This is a genomic window from Ochrobactrum sp. PL_is501 (genome assembly GCF_055816895.1).
Genome location: NZ_JBVPGR010000020.1, coordinates 23,576 through 42,844 on the forward strand (window position 1 = coordinate 23,576; position 19,269 = coordinate 42,844).

15 protein-coding genes and 3 pseudogenes are annotated in these 19,269 nt (G+C 53.4%); 4 read left to right on the forward strand and 14 right to left on the reverse strand.

Features of this window, described 5'->3' with window-relative positions; translation table 11 throughout:
- Nucleotides 1-74: 74 nt before the first annotated feature.
- Nucleotides 75-1,538: a betaine-aldehyde dehydrogenase gene (gene betB / locus AC0TOF_RS01485; RefSeq protein WP_473766952.1), complete on the forward strand. Its 1,464-nt coding sequence runs from the start codon at nucleotides 75-77 to the stop codon at nucleotides 1,536-1,538.
- Nucleotides 1,539-2,306: 768 nt separating this feature from the next.
- Nucleotides 2,307-3,377 (forward strand): helix-turn-helix domain-containing protein, encoded by a 1,071-nt coding sequence (locus AC0TOF_RS01490; RefSeq protein ID WP_473766953.1) that lies wholly within the window; start codon nucleotides 2,307-2,309, stop codon nucleotides 3,375-3,377.
- On the opposite strand, the gene otsA is transcribed toward AC0TOF_RS01490, so the two are convergent.
- From otsA to AC0TOF_RS01560, 14 genes and pseudogenes are all read right to left on the reverse strand, one after another.
- Nucleotides 3,331-4,710 carry an alpha,alpha-trehalose-phosphate synthase (UDP-forming) gene (gene otsA, locus AC0TOF_RS01495; RefSeq protein ID WP_473766954.1) on the reverse strand — a complete coding sequence of 460 codons (1,380 nt, stop codon included), beginning with the start codon at nucleotides 4,708-4,710 and terminating at the stop codon, nucleotides 3,331-3,333. The genes AC0TOF_RS01490 and otsA overlap by 47 nt on opposite strands.
- A gap of 14 nt (nucleotides 4,711-4,724) precedes the next feature.
- A complete protein-coding gene (gene otsB / locus AC0TOF_RS01500) occupies nucleotides 4,725-5,507 on the reverse strand; it encodes a trehalose-phosphatase (RefSeq protein WP_473766955.1) in 783 nt (260 codons plus the stop codon).
- A gap of 66 nt (nucleotides 5,508-5,573) precedes the next feature.
- Nucleotides 5,574-6,989, reverse strand: coding sequence for a mannose-1-phosphate guanylyltransferase/mannose-6-phosphate isomerase (locus AC0TOF_RS01505; RefSeq protein WP_473766956.1), 1,416 nt, complete (start codon nucleotides 6,987-6,989; stop codon nucleotides 5,574-5,576).
- 3 nt (nucleotides 6,990-6,992) lie between these two features.
- Nucleotides 6,993-8,417 (reverse strand): phosphomannomutase, encoded by a 1,425-nt coding sequence (locus AC0TOF_RS01510; RefSeq protein WP_473766957.1) that lies wholly within the window; start codon nucleotides 8,415-8,417, stop codon nucleotides 6,993-6,995.
- Between the two features lie 322 nt (nucleotides 8,418-8,739).
- Complete coding sequence (gene rfbD / locus AC0TOF_RS01515) at nucleotides 8,740-9,618, reverse strand: dTDP-4-dehydrorhamnose reductase (protein WP_473766958.1); 879 nt, start codon at nucleotides 9,616-9,618, stop codon at nucleotides 8,740-8,742.
- Complete coding sequence (gene rfbB / locus AC0TOF_RS01520) at nucleotides 9,615-10,691, reverse strand: dTDP-glucose 4,6-dehydratase (RefSeq protein WP_473766959.1); 1,077 nt, start codon at nucleotides 10,689-10,691, stop codon at nucleotides 9,615-9,617. Before rfbB ends, rfbD begins: the two co-directional genes overlap by 4 nt.
- 9 nt (nucleotides 10,692-10,700) lie before the next feature.
- The gene (gene rfbC / locus AC0TOF_RS01525; protein WP_473766960.1) at nucleotides 10,701-11,252 is read right to left on the reverse strand and encodes a dTDP-4-dehydrorhamnose 3,5-epimerase; all 552 of its coding nucleotides are present in this window, start codon (nucleotides 11,250-11,252) and stop codon (nucleotides 10,701-10,703) included.
- Nucleotides 11,249-12,133 carry a glucose-1-phosphate thymidylyltransferase RfbA gene (gene rfbA / locus AC0TOF_RS01530; RefSeq protein ID WP_473766961.1) on the reverse strand — a complete coding sequence of 295 codons (885 nt, stop codon included), beginning with the start codon at nucleotides 12,131-12,133 and terminating at the stop codon, nucleotides 11,249-11,251. Before rfbA ends, rfbC begins: the two co-directional genes overlap by 4 nt.
- Nucleotides 12,134-12,346: 213 nt before the next feature.
- Complete coding sequence (locus AC0TOF_RS01535) at nucleotides 12,347-13,162, reverse strand: glycosyltransferase (RefSeq protein ID WP_253126638.1); 816 nt, start codon at nucleotides 13,160-13,162, stop codon at nucleotides 12,347-12,349.
- Nucleotides 13,159-14,205 carry a glycosyltransferase family 2 protein gene (locus AC0TOF_RS01540; RefSeq protein WP_253126641.1) on the reverse strand — a complete coding sequence of 349 codons (1,047 nt, stop codon included), beginning with the start codon at nucleotides 14,203-14,205 and terminating at the stop codon, nucleotides 13,159-13,161. Before AC0TOF_RS01540 ends, AC0TOF_RS01535 begins: the two co-directional genes overlap by 4 nt.
- The gene (locus AC0TOF_RS01545) at nucleotides 14,205-15,149 is read right to left on the reverse strand and encodes a beta-1,6-N-acetylglucosaminyltransferase (protein WP_473766962.1); all 945 of its coding nucleotides are present in this window, start codon (nucleotides 15,147-15,149) and stop codon (nucleotides 14,205-14,207) included. Before AC0TOF_RS01545 ends, AC0TOF_RS01540 begins: the two co-directional genes overlap by 1 nt.
- 49 nt (nucleotides 15,150-15,198) lie before the next feature.
- The gene (locus AC0TOF_RS01550; RefSeq protein ID WP_473766963.1) at nucleotides 15,199-16,116 is read right to left on the reverse strand and encodes a glycosyltransferase family 2 protein; all 918 of its coding nucleotides are present in this window, start codon (nucleotides 16,114-16,116) and stop codon (nucleotides 15,199-15,201) included.
- 86 nt (nucleotides 16,117-16,202) lie between these two features.
- Complete coding sequence (gene glf, locus AC0TOF_RS01555) at nucleotides 16,203-17,348, reverse strand: UDP-galactopyranose mutase (RefSeq protein WP_473766964.1); 1,146 nt, start codon at nucleotides 17,346-17,348, stop codon at nucleotides 16,203-16,205.
- 234 nt (nucleotides 17,349-17,582) lie between these two features.
- Nucleotides 17,583-18,061, reverse strand: a pseudogene (locus AC0TOF_RS01560) (IS66 family transposase); the annotation flags it as partial.
- Nucleotides 18,062-18,229: 168 nt separating this feature from the next.
- On the opposite strand from AC0TOF_RS01560, the pseudogene AC0TOF_RS01565 reads away from it, so the two are divergent.
- Both AC0TOF_RS01565 and AC0TOF_RS01570 read left to right on the forward strand, forming a co-directional pair.
- Nucleotides 18,230-18,367: pseudogene (locus AC0TOF_RS01565) on the forward strand (IS3 family transposase); the annotation flags it as partial.
- Nucleotides 18,355-19,269 (forward strand): annotated as a pseudogene (locus AC0TOF_RS01570) (IS3 family transposase); the annotation flags it as partial. The pseudogenes AC0TOF_RS01565 and AC0TOF_RS01570, both read left to right, overlap by 13 nt.

Here is a 19,269-nt window from a genome sequence, read left to right on the forward strand (position 1 = left end):
GTCGTGTTCCCGGCGCTTAAAAACATACTGCCTTATTGCCTTACTGCCCTACTGCCTTAAACAAGGAAACAACAATGAAAGCACAACCCAAGGCCTCGCACTTCATCGGCGGCGCATTCGTGGAAGACAAGGCCGGAAAGCCTTTGCCTGTCATCTATCCAGCCACCGGTGAGGAGATTGCCAAGCTTTATTCCGCCACGCCCAGCGTGATCGAAGCGGCTTATGCGGCAGCGCTGAAAGCGCAAGGCGAATGGGCGGCGCGGAAGCCAGTTGAACGCGGGCGCATCCTGCGCCGCACGGCAGATATTCTTCGCGAGAAGAACAGGAAACTTTCAAAGCTAGAAACCCTAGACACCGGCAAGGCATTGCAGGAAACGCTGGTGGCCGATGCTGCTTCGGCGGCGGACGCGCTGGAGTTTTTCGGCGGCATCATTTCCGGTTTCAACGGCGAGTTCGTGGAACTCGGCGGCTCGTTCGCCTATACGCGCCGCGAAGCGCTCGGGATCTGTGTCGGCATTGGCGCATGGAACTATCCGATCCAGATCGCCGCGTGGAAATCGGCACCGGCGCTTGCCATGGGCAATGCCTTCATCTTCAAGCCCTCTGAGAACACGCCGCTTTCAGCGCTCGCGCTGGCGGAAGCCTACAAGGAAGCGGGGTTGCCGGATGGCTTGTTCAATGTCGTGCAAGGCTTTGGCGATGTGGGGGCCGCGCTCGTCAATCATCGCCTGACGGCAAAGGTTTCGCTGACCGGCTCAGTGCCGACCGGCAAGCGCATCATGGCGCAGGCTGGCGAACATCTGAAGCACGTCACCATGGAACTTGGCGGCAAGTCGCCTATTATCGTCTTTGACGATGCCGACCTTGAAAGCGCTATCGGCGGCGCGATGCTCGGCAACTTCTATTCGACCGGTCAGGTCTGCTCGAACGGCACGCGCGTTTTCGTTCACAAGAAGGTCCGCGAGCGCTTTGTCGAACGGCTGGTCGAACGCACGCGCAAAATCCGCATTGGCGACCCGTTGGATGAGGCAACCCAGATGGGCCCGCTTGTCAATGCAGCCCAGCGCGACAAGGTTTTGTCCTATATCGAAAAGGGCAAGGCAGAAGGCGCAACGCTTGCCTGCGGCGGCGGCGTGCCGAAACTGCAAGGCTTCGACAAGGGCTATTTCATCGAGCCTACCATCTTTACCGATGTCACGGACGGGATGACCATCGCCCGCGAAGAAATCTTCGGCCCGGTCATGAGCGTGCTCGAATTTTCCGATGAGGACGAGGTGATCGCACGTGCCAACGACACCGAATTCGGACTTGCCGCTGGCGTGTTCACTGCCGATATCGCACGCGGCCATCGCGTCATCGGCCAGATCAAGGCGGGCACATGCTGGATCAATGCCTATAATCTGACACCGGTGGAAGTGCCTTTCGGCGGGTACAAGCAATCCGGCATCGGGCGTGAAAACGGCATTGCCGCGCTGGCCCATTACAGCCAGATCAAGACCATCTATGTCGAAATGGGTAAGGTAGACAGCCCCTACTGATCGCTGAAATCGGCCCGCGGAATTGCTTTCGGTTCTGCGGGCACCGTATTGAAAATACCCGCTATCTGAACAGGAACGCGCTGGTACTCTATGCCCATACGCCTTCACTACCACTGCGGGAGCAGTGTTCACCTTGCCCGGCAAGCAATCACAAACAGTAAAAAATAGCCTTGTTAACAACAGTTTCAAACAATATTAGATTGAAACTGCCGAAATCAACGCGGTTCCTGGCCGGGAGGGTATTCTATTTGTTTTTACACATGTCTTTATCCCCAAACCGGTTCCCGCTTTCGAGAGGCATGCCGCGTCATTAGATGCAGTTCCCTATTTTAACGGAACCGCCGGAACCGCTCTAACTATTTGTTTTGTCGCATCTTCCAACGCATCAGAGCGGGATTAGAAATCAGTCCAGTGAACTGCTTTCCCCGCGCAGGCATTGCTGGCAATGCTCTAGCGATGAGTACTCCATAAGATTTTATCAAGATAACTTATCTTCTGTGGGTTCTCCGGGTATTTTTCCCAAACGAAATGAATATTAAACACTACTGTACAATATTCTACTTTGCTATATTAGCCGAAAATCATTTATCACGAAATAAAGAATCTGCCATGATCAAAATCGTATAGACAAGCCCATTGTCAACGACTAGCAATTTAATTCCCATTTATTGGCAGCAACAACAAGGAATATCTTATTCAAGCAATATAGTATTTATTTCTAATCTATAATTCCCCCCACATAGTCACGTTCTTGGCTGAACGGTTTGCATGGATAACAAGACATTAATTTCGACAGATATGATAGAGGATCGGTTGCCCAATGATTTCTGGTGCGCAATCCTCAAGCCTATGTATGAAGCCGAAGGCGACGATTACCAATTCTCTGGATCAATCGTTGCCCGTTCCATCGGCTCCGTTCAGATTGGAGCCACGTCGTTCAAGTCCCACAACCGTGCGCGCGTGCCAGAGCTTATCGCTCAAGCGGGACTGGACCACTATGTCCTGCAACTCATGGCCAGCGGTGAGCTGCGCGGCAATTTCAACGGTGTCGATGTCGATGCGAAGCCGGGGGATATCGTCTTCATCGACCTCAGCCAGACGGTCAAGCTCCATGGTTCCTGGGGCTCGCGCATTACGGTCGTGATTCCGCGCGAGGAGCTGGAAAAGATGGTCGGCTGGCGAAATCTCCATGGCCTTCACATGTCGGCAGAGATTCCCATGACGCGTCTGCTTTTCAGCTATCTTCATGATCTCCTGTCATTGAGCGGGGACCTGGACAGGATCAATGCGCAGTCAGCGCTGGACGCGATGTTCACCTTGCTCGGTGCAAGCATAAACGGCACCACAGGCGGCGTAGTCGAAAGCCTTCCAGCCAACCTGCCCATGCGCAAGCGGATTCTCGCCTATATCGATGACAATCTTTCCGACCCGCTGCTTGGGCCGCACCTCATCACCAAAAATCTCCGTATCTCCCGCTCAAGCCTTTACCGGACCTTCGAGGCGGAAGGCGGCATTGCCAGCATCATTCGCGACAAGAGGCTGGATCGCGCTTATCGCATTCTGGTTGACGAGCGGGGCCGACACGTGTCGTTCAAGGAAATCGCCTATCGTTGCGGCTTTCACGATGGCGCGCAATTTACCAAGGCATTCAAAAACCGTTTCGGCATGTCGCCCAAGGATGCTCGCGAATCGCACACGGACCTGCTGACGTCGGATGCGGCAAACTTCGACTGTACGTTCATGTTTCGGAACAAGCCGGCGGACGCCGCATTGTCAAACCATGAGCTGACCGTCAAGCTGATGAAAGACGACACAAAAAGTCGTCACACCAACGGTTGACGTCATTCGCGCTCAGGAAGGCCATCATGCTTTCAAATCGTTCCTTGCGTTCACCCAGCGGCATGGCAAGCGCGCGGGCCATGGCATGGGCAACCGCCTCTATATCATAGGGATTGACCAGCAGCGCGCCGTCCAGTTCCTGGGCGGCGCCGGCAAAACGGGACAGGACCAGCACGCCCGGATTTTCAGGATCCTGTGCGGCAACATATTCCTTGGCGACGAGGTTCATGCCGTCGCGCAATGGCGTGACCAGCGCCACGCCAGCCAGCCGGTAAAGTCCCGCCAGCACATCCCGGTTCAGCGAACGGTTGATGTAGCGTATCGGCGTCCAGTCAACGGTGGCGTTGGCCCCGTTCACCCGCCCGGCCAGCTCGGCGACAGCGCGCTGCATGTCCTTATATTCCGGCACTTCCGAACGTGATTTCGGCGTGACCTGCAAAAAAGTGACCTTGCCGCGATTGCCGGGGTCGACTTTCAGGAAATGCTCGAAAGCCTCCATGCGGTTGGTGATGCCCTTGGAATAATCGAGCCGGTCAACCCCAATGATAAGATCGCGATCCAGCATGCTTTCGCGCATGCGCTTTACCGTTGGATGGCGTTGCGCCTTGCTGGCTATTTCCGCGAAGGCAGCGGTCTCGATACCGATACCGAAACGCTCGGCGCGAAACCGATGGCCGAAAGCCTCAAACAGGCCATTATCATCCAGCGGCTTGCCGATTTTCTCGCGCCGCAGACAGCCTATGAAATTATCGACGTCATTCCGGGTCTGGAAGCCGATAACATCGTAAGAAGCCAACCCGCGCATGATGGTTTCGTGTACGGGCAGCGTGAACAGGATATCCGCTGGCGGCCATGGGATGTGCAGGAAGAAACCGATGCGATTGGTGACACCCAGATTGCGCAGTTCCGCAGCCAGGGGAATGAGATGGTAATCGTGAATCCAGATGAGGTCGTCCGGCTCGATCATCGGCAGGAGATGCTTCGCAAATAGGCGGTTGACCCGGAAATATCCGGCCATGTCCTTGCGCGTGTAATCGATGAGATCAAGGCGATAGTGGCATAGCGGCCAGAGCATGCGGTTGGCAAAGCCCGCATAATATTCATCGATATCCTTCTTATGGAGATCAAGCAGGGCGTAGCGAATTGGCCCCTCGTCGCGGATTGTCAGCTCCTGCGACTGGCGCGCGGGAAGCGTCTTGCCGGACCAACCGAGCCATATGCCGCCGCGTTCGTTGAGCGCCGCCTGCAACGCTACGGCCAGCCCGCCAGCAGGCGCCTTGCCCTGTTCATCGGGCAAGGGAACACGATTGGAGACCACGATCAGCCTTCCCATACATCAAGCTCCTTTCATTGCTTTTCCTGTCCATCACTCCGAATGCTGGAAAGCCACAGGCGAAGCTCGCCGGGGTTTGCAAACCGCGCGGCATGCGGAAGGTCAATCGTCCGTCCAACCACGGCGGTCGCGCCGCCCCATTCCGTTGCCGCCTTCAGCATGGACAGGTCGGTAAGATCGTCGCCGAATGCGACCGGAATCCTGCCTGCAAACGGCTTTTCTCCCATGAAGCGACGCAGGGCCGTGCCCTTGTCGCTTATCGCCGGGCGTAGCTCGAAAACCATCTTGCCGGGCTGCACAGTCCAATCAGGCCCGACGAGTTTCGACGCCTTTTCGATGAGGTCATGCGCCAGATCAGCCTTTTCGGGCGCAGCGCGATAATGAAGGGCGACGGCGTTGCCCTTGTCTTCGGCAAGAAGGCCGCTGACGCGAAGCGCGGCCTGCCGCAGAAAATCCCTGGCGATCAGGAAATGTTCGCTCGGCTCGATCAGTTCTACCAGCCCGGATGCGTGCCGGAACTCGGCGCCATGCAGCGCCGCTATCGGGCCGTGATAATCGGGAAAGCGTTCCTCGATGAACGCGATCGCCCTGCCCGTGACCAGAGCCATCGCACCGGACAGCCGCCGGGATATGACAGACAGGGAGTGCTGCAGGTCGGGCGGAACCACAACGCCGTCAGGATTGGCGGCGATATCGAGCAGGGTTCCGTCGACATCGAAAAAAAGAGCGTGTTTTTGAAAATCAATGACCGGCATGCCGATCACATCGGTCGCCGGGTCCTGTTCCTTGCTGGGCATATAAGGCAAACATCCGCGGCGGCGAATGGTTCCCGAATAAATGCCGCGCCAGGCAGTTTCCTGCCCTTACGTGCGGCCATAGACGTCATCGAAGCGCACGATGTCGTCTTCGCCCAGATATTCACCGCTTTGCACCTCGATGAGCACGAGCGGCAGTATGCCGGGATTTTCCAACCGGTGCCGGAAACCGCAGGGAATATAGGTCGACTGGTTTGTCGTGAGCAGGATTTCGCGGTCGCCATTGGTCACCTTCGCGGTGCCGGATACGACGATCCAGTGCTCGGACCGGTGATGATGCGCCTGAAGGCTCAAGCGACGCCCCGGCTTCACCTCGATCCGCTTGATCTTGAAGCCGTCGCCCTCTTCCAGAACCGTATAGGTGCCCCATGGCCGATGGGCCGTGCGGTGAAGCTTGGCCGCCTCATGGCCGCTCGCCCGCAGCCTGTTGAAGACCTTGCGCACTTCCTGCGCCTTGTCGCGATGGGCGACGAGCAATGCGTCCGGCGTGTCCACGACAAGCAAATCGTGAACGCCGACCAAGCTGACGAGCCGGGTTTCAGACAGGACAAAGCTGTCGGTCGTGTCTTCGATGACCGTTTCGCCCCGCAAGCGGTTGCCTTCGCTGTCGGGCGTGATGAGGTCGGCCATGGCTGCCCAGGAACCGATATCGGACCAGCCGCAGGACACCGGAATGCAGGCAATATTGTCGGCCTTTTCCATGATCGCATAGTCGATGGAAATCGCAGGCGCCGCCGCAAATTCATCCTTCGCGATTTCGACGGTCTTCGTCTCGCCATTGACGCCGCGCCGGGCATGTTCAAGTGAAGCCTGCACGGCATTGAAAATATCCGGTGCAAAATGCTGCATCGCTGCGAGCATGGTTCCGGCGGTGAAACAGAACATGCCGGAGTTCCAGAAATACCGGCCGCTTTCCACATAGGCCTGTGCCGTTACGGCGTCGGGTTTTTCGACGAAGCGGAGCACATCCGTACCTTCGGCCTCGATGTAACCGAAACCGGTTTCCGGATGATCGGGCACGATGCCGAAAGTGACGATGCGCCCGGTTTCCGCGAGCTGGCGAGCCTTGGAAACGGCCTCGGCGAATGCTGCCTCATCCTCGATCAGATGATCGGCGGGCATGACCAGCAATGTGGCATCCGGCCCGAAAGTCGCAGCCGCATGCAGGGCCGCAACCGCGACAGCAGGCGCCGTATCGCGCCCAAGCGGCTCCAGCAGAAATGCGTTGTCGACCTTGGGCGCCTTCGCATCCGCATAGGCATCGAGCGTCAAGAACAGGAAGTCGCGATTGGTGACGGTGAGGATATGGTCCACACCGTCAAGCTGTGCCGCGCGCTTGTATGTCTTGCCGATCAGGGTGCTGCCATCGGGCAGTTCGATGAATGGTTTCGGGTGCGCGTCGCGCGAAAGCGGCCACAATCTGGAACCGGAACCGCCGCTGATGATGACAGGAATAAAGCTCATTGCTCAGTTGTCCTTCGTTGCGTTGCGGGCGATGGCAAGTCCCGTTTCCAGAAGCGTCTCTGCCTGGCTTTCGCCAGAAGCTTCCACATAGCACCGCAGTTCCGGCGCGTTGCCGGAAGCGCGATAATGAATTGCATTGCCTGAGTGGAAGAAGAGTTTCACGCCATCAATCGTCTCGGTTCGGACGATCGGATCATCCATTTGAAACAGCGCGTCGCGTTTTGTCTCGCTCTTCAGCATGGACAGAAATGCAAGGCTCTTTTCCTGCGGAATGTTCTGGAGCCTGTCGCTCAGCGCAACGCGGAAGTGGAAACCGGATGCGATTTCAGACAGCGGCTTGCCCGTTTCCTTGATGGAACCGAGACACCCCAGAATTGGCAGCAGCGCATCGCGTGTCGGCAGGGCAACCAGCACGCGGTCGCCACGGCTCATATCCGTGCCCAGCAGCACACCGCCATTGGCCTCAAAACCGACAACTGCCCGTATGCCCTCCGCGATGGCTTGCTCCATGCCCTCAATGACATAGGGCGACCCCACGCGAGTTCTGACAACACGCCCGAAATGCTCTTCAAGAGCGGAATTGGACGTCACCGGCGTCACGATTGTTCCGACGCCAAGCCATTTCGCGGTGATCGCCCCTACCAGATCGCCCCGGACGAAACGCCCGTTCTCATCCGCGATCAACGGGCGATCGGCATCGCCGTCTGTTGAAACAATAGCGTCGAAGCGGCTTTCCTTGGCCCACTGACCGAGAAGTTCGATATCCTCGGGGCGCAGGGCTTCCGTGTCGACAGGCACGAATACATCGGACCGTCCAAGGGGTACGGTTTCGGCACCAAGCTCGGTCAGGATGCGGACGATGAGGTCACGTGCCACAGAAGAGTGCTGATAGACCCCTACCCGCAATCCCCGAAGGCTTTCATCTCCCGCCAAGGCAACATAACGCTGCACATAGTTGTCAATGGCATCGCTGCCAAGCGGCGCCTCGTGCAGATGGCGGAAGGCGATATTATCAGGCAGGGCGGCATAGGCAGCGCTGATGGCGCTTTCGTCGTTCTTATCGATTTCCCCGTCGGCGCGATAGAATTTCAGCCCGTTGCGATCATCGGGAATATGGCTGCCCGTGACCATGATGCTGGGCGCATGCTGCGAGATCGCGTAGTGGCTCAATGCTGGCGTCGGCAAAACACCGCAATCGACGGGCTGAAATCCTGCATCCTCGATTGCCGCCATGCACAGCGCTGCAATGGCAGGACTGGAGGGGCGAAGGTCGCGACCAACAAAGACCTTGTCGTCCTTCCGGAGCTTCCCGGCTTCCGACAGCATTCCGACGAAAGCAAGGGAATAGGCATAGGCAGGCAGGCCATTCAGTTCGTCCGCCAGTCCTCTCAGACCGCTCGTGCCAAATTTAAGCGATGTACCGCTCATGCTTCCCGCCAGATTTTCCAGTATCGAAGAGGCGACGCCCGCAAGCGCCCGCCGGGCTTAAAAGACTTGCCATCTTATAACGTGAATCCGAAAATCATCATCCCCACAATGGTGCAATCCCATGCAACTTATTGTGGGTCATAATCCGTATAGGCGGGCAATATCAAATCCTTAACGCAGACTGCGTTAATAATTGCTGTTTTGCTTCTTTGGCTGAAAGCTAGAGCGGTTCCAGTTGAAACGGAATCGGGGAACCGCTCCATCTCTTTGTTTTCACGCATTCTCCTACGCAAAACCGCTTCGCACTTTTGCTGGAAATGCTCTATATCAGCCGGGATACGACGTCCTGCAGCGACGACTGCCATTGCGGTGCCGACCAGTTGAACGCCTGTTGGAATTTGGCCGTCGACAGGCGGGAGTTGGCGGGGCGCACGGCCTTGGTCGGGTAACCGGCGGTCGCAATATCCGTAACGGTCGCCGTCGGCCCGCCAAGCCTGGCGCTTTCACTGAATATGGCGCGTGCAAAGCCGCTCCAGTTCGTATCACCCGTTCCGGCCAGATGATAAACACCATAAGCTGAAAACTCCGGTGCCGCCGCCAGATGATTCGCCACCCGGATAATTGCATCAGCGATATCAAGCGCGCTGGTCGGATTGCCCCACTGGTCAGCAACAACCGAGAGAACGTCGCGCGTCTCCGCGAGCTTCAGCATCGTCTTGACGAAATTCTTGCCGAAAGGACTATAGACCCACGCTGTCCGCAAAATGATGTGCTGCGGGTTGGCTTGCGCTACGAGACGCTCACCTTCAAGCTTGGAACTTCCGTAGACACTGCGAGGGTCGGTCGCGTCCGTTTCTACATAGGGTTTGTCGGCGTCGCCCGCGAAAACATAATCCGTGGACAGATGAATGACAGAAACGCCGCAGTTCATCGCTGCCTGCGCAACTGCCCCGGCGCCTGCTGCATTCACCGCAAAGGCAAGTTCCTGCTCATCCTCGGCCAGATCCACCGCCGTATAAGCGGCGGCAGAGACGACGATGTCGGGCTTGATCGCTTCAATGGCACTGCGCACGGTGTCCGGCTCTGCCAGATCCAGCTCCGGGCGGCCCAGCGCGATGACCTCGAGGTCCGCACGCTGCGACGCCTTCTCAAGAAGGCTCTGCACAACCTGCCCTTCCCTCCCGGTGACGGCGATTTTCATGCCCTGGCCTCTTTTACTGCCGTGTTGCCAAGGCGCTCACCGGCATAGGTACCGCTGCGGATCGGCTCCCACCACCATGCATTGTCGAGATACCATTGAATGGTTTTTTCCAGCCCGGTCTCGAAAGTTTCCTGCGGCTTCCAGCCCAGCTCGCGCTCAATCTTAGAAGCGTCGATCGCATAACGGCGATCATGACCGGGGCGATCTGTCACGAAGGTGATCAGGTCGGCATGGCTCTTGCCGTTTGCGCGAGGCCGCTTCTTGTCCAAAATGGCGCAGATGGTTTCCACCACATTCAGATTGGTGCGTTCCGCACGCCCACCGATATTGTAGCTTTCGCCCAGCTTGCCCGTCGTCGCAACCAGAGCGAGGGCCCGCGCATGATCTTCAACATAGAGCCAGTCGCGTACATTCGCCCCGGCCCCATAAACCGGCAGCGGCTTTTCATCGAGCGCATTGAGAATGACAAGCGGGATCAGCTTTTCGGGGAAATGGAACGGACCGTAATTGTTCGAACAATTCGATAACACAACCGGCAGGCCATAGGTTTCATGCCAGGCACGCACCAGATGGTCGGAGGCCGCTTTTGAAGCCGAATAGGGCGACGAAGGCTTATAGGGCGTTTCCTCGGTGAAAATACCGCTGTCGAAAGGCAGATCGCCAAACACTTCGTCCGTCGAGATATGGTGAAAACGGAAGCTCGACTTGCGCGGTTCCGGCAGTTCCCGCCAATAGGCAAGTGCCGCATTCAGCAGGCGAAACGTTCCGACAATATTCGTCTCGATGAAAGCACCCGGACCATCGATTGAACGGTCGACATGGCTTTCTGCCGCCAGATGCATGACCACATCGATTTCGTTGGCGCGCAGAGCATCCAGAACGCTCGTGTCATCACAAATATCAGCCTGGAGGAAGCTGTAATTCGGATGATATTCAATCTGACGGAGAGACGCCAGATTGCCTGCATAGGTCAGCTTGTCGAGATTGACGACATTGATCCTGGGCTCGGAAGCCAGATGCCGGCACACCGCAGAGCCAATGAAGCCTGCTCCACCCGTAACGAGAATATTCATATCATTTCCTCAAGCAAAAACTTCTGCGTCAGCAAAATGCGGGGCCTTCCGATCCTTATCGGAAAGCTGGACGCCTGAAGATGCGAGTGACCAATCGATACCAATGGCCGGATCATCATAGCGGATCGAGCGGTCGTGCTCGGGAGAATAATAATTCGTCACCTTGTAGATAACTTCGGTTTTCTCCACGAGCGTCATGAAGCCGTGTGCGAAGCCCTTGGGCACCAGAATCTGGTTCCATTTTTCAGCCGAGACTTCCAACGAAACCCACCTCCCGAATGTGGGCGAGCTTTTGCGGATATCAACCGCAACATCGAGAATTGCACCGCGCGTGACACGAACCAGCTTGTCCTGCGCAAATGGCGGCAACTGATAATGAAGACCACGCACGACGCCCTTGGCGGCCGAATAAGAATGATTGTCCTGAACGAAAGTCAGATTAATCCCGGCTTCGGCGAATGATTTCGCATTGTAGGTCTCGGAGAAAAAGCCCCGGTCATCGCCAATTTTACGCGGGCTGATCTCGAAAACGCCGTCTAAACCTAAGGGACGAACTATCATCTTTCGCTACCGATTTCCTCGACCCGTCGACGCAGATAGGCAGCATATTCGGTCTGGCCAAGTTTTTCCGCCCGTTCGAGAACGGCGGCTCCGTCGATCCAGCCTTTTTCGAACCCGATTTCCTCAGGACAGGCAATCTTGATGCCTTGCCGTTTCTCGATAGTACGCACGAAAGACGACGCATCCTGAAGGCTGTCGTGCGTTCCGGTATCGAGCCAGGCATAACCCCGGCCCAACTGGTGGACTACCAGATCGCCACGCTGAAGATAGATATTGTTGATGGCTGTAATCTCCAGTTCGCCGCGCGCGGAGGGCTTGAGCGAAGCGGCAATATCGACGACATCATTGTCGTAAAAATACAGCCCCGTAACCGCCCAGGAGGATTTAGGCTTGATGGGCTTTTCCTCGATGGAGATTGCCTTGCCGGTCGTCTTATCGAACTCGATCACGCCATAGCGCTGAGAATCATCCACCCGGTACGCGAATACTGAACCGCCCTTATCCAGACGGGCAGCGCTTTCGCACAACTGGGACAAGCCATCACCGAAATATATATTGTCGCCGAGAATCATCGCCACATGGTCGCTACCGATAAAATGGCGACCGATGATGAAAGCTTCCGCCAAACCGTTAGGTTGCGGTTGTTCCGCGAAGGAGAAATTCATGCCGAACTCACTGCCATCTCCGAGCAGCTTGCGGAAAAGCGGCAGATCATGCGGTGTCGAGATAACCAGAACGTCCCTGATCCCCGCCAGCATCAGCACGCTCAGCGGGTAATAGATCATCGGCTTATCATAGATCGGAAGAAGTTGCTTCGAAACGGCTATCGTCAGAGGATAAAGACGTGTTCCGCTGCCGCCAGCTAAAATTATTCCTTTCATCTGCGCCTCATTTTGATCCCCGAAACATCAATACACCAGAGACACCACCCTCTGAAAAAATATATAAAAACACCTTTAACATTAATTTCAATATAAATACAAAACAATCAAGTCATAAAAATAATTCCTCTTCTTAATACTGCCAAACCAGCATCCAAGAAACCCGAACCCTCAACTTAACCTAAAAATACCTTAAAAGAGAACTACATAATCTCACCGTGGATCGCAAAACCGTATTAACTTTATAAGACGATTGCGGAGATATCTGGGTAGGAGGCTTCTGATAAGCGGATAAAAAACACCCAAATAAGAGAGAAGCCGAGGATCGAACTCCTGAGCAGCCGACCAACCAATCTTGAGCCGATTCCAGCCGACCCGCCAGTCGTTTTTCTCCTCTCCACTGACCCTGTAAAAGATCAGAGATTCCGGTAGATTATGAAACTTCAATCCGTGACGCGCAGCACGAATCCATAAATCATAATCCTCTTGTCGAGAAGGAATATCGGCATCGTAAGAGCCCGCCTCCAAGATTCTTAAACGCCTGAACATCACTGATGGGTGTATCATCGGACAGGTCCATATCAACCGCTTTATTTCCGTATCGGTTACGGGAACAGTTCTTTCACCAATTTGCTCGCCCTCAGCGTTAATTAGAAAAGCGCAAGATCCCAATACCGCTATGTCAGGATTGCTCGATAGATATTCGACTTGCTTTTGAAAACGTGTATCGAGCGCTATATCATCAGCATCCATACGGGCGACGAACTCACATGAGCAAGCATTTAGCCCTGCCCGCAAAGCTCCGCCCAATCCGATATTCTCCCCTAAAGGAACGATCCGCAGCGATTCTCCGATTTGCTTCTTCCATCTGCTAACCACAGTTTGCAATTGATGGGTAATAGGCCCATCAAGAACCAAGACAATCTCGTCAGGCTTTAGCTGCTGGTCCGACCAAATACTTTTAAGGCTACGTTCCAGATAATTGGGCCTCTCAAGGCGGTATATAGACACAAGAACAGAAAGACTCATTGTCTGCCTTCGGCTACAATCTTACTGCGCAAGCATGCCAAGGTTCTCAAGCCATCGAAACGCCGTGCTGTGGCATCTCTCGGAACATCCTGAGAACTATTTAGATAAGTTCTTTCTTCACCAGCGCCGTAATGTTCCCGTTCAATCTCTGGATCACTATGACGGCGAGCCATTTGAGTTCCTAACTTAAGATGAATCAGCCAGCCTTGTTCTATGTGAGTTTCATATGAATCTGGCATAAACTCATGGGAGGATGCCGTAAAATAACGGCGCTCATCGTACCGGATCAAAGGAAACTTCACTAAAAGCGGTTGCGCGCCGCCAGTCTTTTGGGCGATTCGACCCCTTGGGCCTCCTTTTAGGGATAGAAAACCATTACTCAATAAAGGGCCGGGCTCGTAACCGTCGACGTCGTGCATGGATTCTTTAAGTGCAAGATCTAAGTCACGCCGGTCTCCAACCGATTTTACTTTTTCATCATCGAATAAATACAAATCAACCATTGGAGCATATAAATATGATTGACCAATCCCTGACAGCAATTCGACGTATTGATCGATCTTACAATCTTCTCTATTCAAGTAAAGCAATTCATCAGCATCTATAAATAGGGCCCACCTGCCTTTTGCATGCTTATGAAACAGAAAATTTATCCATGTTATACCGTAGTAAGCTTGCTTGTAACTCTCATTCGTACGATAAAGATTGACGTCACGCTGGGCTTTAAGAAACTCCAAACTACCATCTGTTGATCCGTTATCAACGATACAGAATTCGCTCACACCTAAATGTCTGTGGTATTCTAAACATGCCGACAAGCGGTCGATTTCATTTCGAACGCTCATCAGCGCAACGGTTTTCCCATTCCTCTCCGTTTCAGCAGCTTGAATAAACTCCAGTTGCGTGGAACGGCTCGCCGCAACGATGTGCCGATAATGTATTCTTCGAATCAGTATTCTGACTGGCCGACGAAATGGCTCGAATAGGAACGTGAGATTCGGGCACTTAACCGAAAGCCAATGGAGAAACTCGCGGAATCCCATTATGAATCACCGGGTATATAGAAATTTGCCTTTAAGAAAGAGATAGCGCCCAGATCGCGACCGTCATCATCACTAAGAGCCGCTGCAAAACAGGCTTCTCTCAGTATTTCTGCATCTGGTGACGCCTTCCGGAAGAAAAAGCTCTTTAAATTCATGACCTCATCGACATCGCTATTACCATACACAATCGGCTTACCTCCTTCATCGAACCGATAGTCTGTAAGATTGAAACCGGTGATAGATTGTGTTTTATCAAGATAATTAACCAAAGTCGGAAACACCATTTCGTCGGGAATATATGTTCTTTTGAAGAATGAGACCAGCTCCGGATTATCGCGCAAATAATCAACAATGGACCCACACATTTCTCCAGTTAACGCCCACCACTGAGACCCGAACCGGATATCCAAACCTTGCGGAACATTTCGCTTTACGCCGCAGAGTTTTTGAAACCTGATCAGATTTTTTTGTAAGAATGAGTTGTTTTTCGATGGGGAGAAAGGAAAATAGAACTGATACCTCTCGGAGCGGAGGCCATCCTTGATCCAGTTTTGGTCGGCGACTTCGATAAACTGTGCACCTCTGTTCTCCAAGAGATATCGATACAGCTGTTTCAACGAACGGTTAGGAAGGCAAGCTTCACTTAAAAGAAAAACATAGTCATAGGATTGCAACCCAATGCAGGTTTGAATCTCTTCGAGACTAGCGATAACAGCTTCAACTAAACTGAAACTCCCCCAATGACATTTTATTCTGTTATCAACGAGATGAACCCTCTCTACCGGTCGCATTTGCCTCTTAATAAAAGAAAAATCGTGAAAAGGAGAATTTGCGTCATAGTGAATTGCGACATGATTGCTCCCCCCCCCTTGAACCAGATTTTCTGTAAGTTTCACAACTGTGCGAGCTTGGCTATGCGCTAGTATCAAAAAAATAATATTCACTTGCCGCTCCATCTTCAGTCGCCAACTTCACTTCTATTAAGAGAAGCCGTCATAAAAACTCTATATGCTTTTTATAATTCCAGAAGACCCCACGTACTCCGCAACACAATAGCGTCAGACAGATTGTAATGTTCTTTGTAGCCTTAAAAGCCAACCATGAGTTCTTGAAAACGTATCGAAGTGCAATGATCTTGTCCGCTTTCCTACCTGTACGCGCCTCGACTGCTGCAACATTTCTTATATCGCATTTATACTTCCAAATATTATTCTTGGAAACATTGCTGTAGGTTGGAAGCAAATTCTGGGGAGTAACATGCATCACCACGCTAGCATCAATATAGAAGCAGTCGAAATGATGTGAAATCCTGCGGGTATACTCGGTGTCGTCGTGCCAGATAAAAAACTCCTTCACGGGAAGTCCGACTTTTCGAATAGCTTCTTGACTGATAAAGCAAGAAACAAAGGAGCACGACACACATGGAAGAGATGAGGACATCTCATGAAATGTACTGTTCCAAGGCCAACGCGCAACAGGAATATTCATTACGCATAAATTGCCGTCTGTCCACTCCACTCGGCTGGATAAAAAGCCAACCGTTCGGAACCCTGCTTGATGCTGGACAAAAAAAGGGCTTTCCGTAACGGCTTGTAAACAGTCAGGCTTCGGCATGACATCGTCATCCATTACCCATACCCAATCAGCGTTCATCTTTATTGCAGCGCGAATGCCCGTATTAAATCCACCAGCTCCCCCGCTATTAAAATCAAGCAAATGCAAAACTAGATTCAGACGCCGACTATTCGCTTCGAGCCATTCGCGTGTCCCATCCGTCGAGTTATTATCGACGACGTGGATGTAACGTAACTCTCCGGTTTGTCTGCTTAATGCCTCGAGGCACTCACGCAGCTTCTCCAGTCGATTATATGTCACAACCACAGCGTCCACCGCTGCCTCAGCTTTGCTCATAACAAACAGGCCCGGTCAAAAATAAACTATCTACACATTGCAGAATCGAGCAACCAATCACAAAGTGCTTGGGCAGCTCTTCAACCTCAACATAGCCTGGATTTAACTTCGTTATCAAAGCACTTCAATGCCGCACCAATTGCCTGATGCATATCTAGATAACGATAAGTACCAAGACGCCCACCAAAAATGACATCCTTTTCAGCATCCGCCATTGCCTTGTAAACAAGGTACGTTTGTTTATCTTTCTGCGTATCGATAGGATAGTATGGCTCATCTCCACGCTGTGCGAACCGAGAATATTCGCGAACAATGATGGTCTTTTCTTTCTGATAATCACGCTCTGGATTAAAATGCCTAAACTCAAGGATACGTGTGTATGGGACATCCTCGTCAGCGTAGTTCATGACAGCCGTGCCCTGAAAATCCCCCACCTGCAAAATTTCGGGCTCAAAATCGATGGTTCGCCATCCAAGTTCGCCTGCTTTATAGTCAAAAAACTTATCGATCGGCCCCGTAAAGACAACCAGCTTCCCCGCTGGAATTTGGTTCTTCACGTTAAAATAATCCACACCCGTTTGAATATGAATTAATGGATGAGAAAGCATTCTCTCAAAGATCGCTGTATAGCCATCAACAGGAAGGCCCTCGTACGCGTCATTGAAGTATCGATTATCAAAATTATAGCGCACGGGAAGACGTGTTATGATATGCTCGGGTAATTCACGTGGGTCGGTCTGCCATTGTTTGGCTGTATAACCGCGAATGAACGCCTCATAGAGAGGACGACCAATTAGCGATATGGCCTTTTCTTCTAGGTTCTCGGCTTTTTTGTCACCAAGTTCGCGCGACTGCTCCAGCACGAGCTGTTGCGCTTCAATTGGTGACATACGCCGTCCAAAAAACTGGCTTATCGTGCCAAGATTAATTGGCATCGAATAGACTTGGTCTTTATACGACGTATATACGCGGTGCTTGTAATCCGTAAATTTGGTAAAAATGTTCAAATAATCCCAAACAGTTTTATTAGGTGTATGGAAAAGATGTGCGCCATACTTGTGAACTTCGATGCCAGTCTCCGCGTCATTCTCGCTATATGCATTTCCACCAATATGCGCGCGCCTATCAAGGATCAGAACTTTCCGCCCTAACTCATTTGCAACACGCTCCGCAATGGTTGCTCCAAAGAAACCAGCACCTACAATTATCAGATCATAATTATCGAAATTCACATTAACCTGCCAAAGTCTCGTTTATTGTACACCACCCACCCGCTCCTAATAGTTCATACCCACCGTTAATTCAATGAACGTATGCGGCGTCCATACCACATTGATTTATCAGTTGCAGCAGTTTGACAATCTTGCGTGAGGCTCGGATGTGAGCTCAGCCGGTAGTATCCGACCAGCTCATCGTGAGGTCTTCATGCAGGCGGCATAGGCCCATGGCGTCGGATCGTCGATATTTTAGGCGAGGTGGCCGTTTGTGAGGAAGGTAAAGAGATCACAGATAGGCGTAAGGCTCAACGCCGTTCATTTTACAAGTGCCGATCAGGCTGGCAAACCGGGCCCAATTGCGGCCCCTTCATCGTGGCTCGCAAAGAGCGCATCGCGGCGATTCATAGCGGGTCGGCGGATCGCGTTTTCCACCAGGTTGGAGTCGATATCGACGCGACCGTCGCTGAGGAACAGCCGGAATCCGTCCTGTCGCGTCAGCATATAGGCCAAGGCTTTTCCGAGGTAAGAATTGCGTGAGACGCGCTTGGCTTGCGCTGCCAGCCAGGTGAAAACTCGTCCACCAGCGGGAGGGACAGATCCTGTCGAACTGCCCGGTGACGTTCGGGATCTGGGCCCCGCATACTGGCTTTGATCTTAAGCACGGCGATTCGCACCAGCGCCTCGTCTACGATGGGCGATCCTTTCTTTGGCGTGGCCGCGCTAATCCGTTCCAGCCGCGATCGTCACGCAACACGGCCAATAGATAGTAAGCGGCTAAGCTACCCCACTTATCTTTCGTCGGTGAGAGATTTTCTTCATGAATCATATGGAGAACCCTATGAGCGACGGTTTGAATCAACCCCGAACATTCGAGGTTTTGACGGCAGAACCCGTGCGAAACCGACGGCGGCCGCAAGACTGGACGGAAGGCGAGAAGCCGGTCGAATATCGCTGCACGCGCCACAGGCGCCCTTTCCAGAGCCCGAGGGAGACCTCCGCTTCCCGACGCTGATCTGGTTGCTCAGATCAGGGCGGCCGCAGGCGGTGGACAACCGAGCAAAAGCTGACGATCATTGAGCAGAGTTTCGAACCAGCCGAGACGGTATCTTCGACCGCTCGCCGTCACGGCGTTGCGCCCAATCTGCTTTATCGGTGGCGCAGGCTCTTGAGTGAGGGAGGTGCTGCAGCCGTGGATTCTGACGAGCCGGTGGTCGACACTTCGGAAGTGAAGAAACTGGAAGATCGCGTCCGCGAGCTGGAGCGCATGCTCGGCCGTAAGACGATGGAGGTCGAAATCCTCCGCGAAGCACTTTCCAAAGCGGACTTAAAAAACGAATATCGCGGCCGATCTTGTTGCCGAAGGACGGTTCGCGATGAAGACCGTCGCCGAGACGCTGGGCGTTTCCCGTTCCAACCTCGTCGAGCGGCTGAAAGGCGAATCAAAGCCGCGTGGGCCTTACCACAAGGTCGAGGATGCAGAGCTTCTGCCCACCATCCACAGGCTGGTGGATCAAAGGCCAACCTATGGCTATCGGCGGATCGCCGCGCTCCTCAATCGCGAAAGGCGGGCCGCCGATAAGCCTGTCGTCAACGCCAAACGGGTCCATCGCATCATGGGCAACCACGCCATGCTGCTGGAGAAGCATACCGCCGTTCGCAAGGGCCGCATCCATGACGGCAAAGTCATGGTTATGCGCTCCAGTCTGGGTTGGTGCTCGGACGGTTTGGAGTTCACCGGCTGGAATGGCGAGGTCATTCGTCTCGCCTTCATCATCGACGCATTCGACCGCGAGATTATCGCCTGGACGGCGGTTGCCAATGCAGGCATTTCCGGCTCAGACGTGCGTGACATGATGTTGGAGGCGGTCGAGAAACGCTTCCATGCAACACGAGCCCCGCATGCTATCGAGCATCTCTCTGACAATGGCTCGGCTTA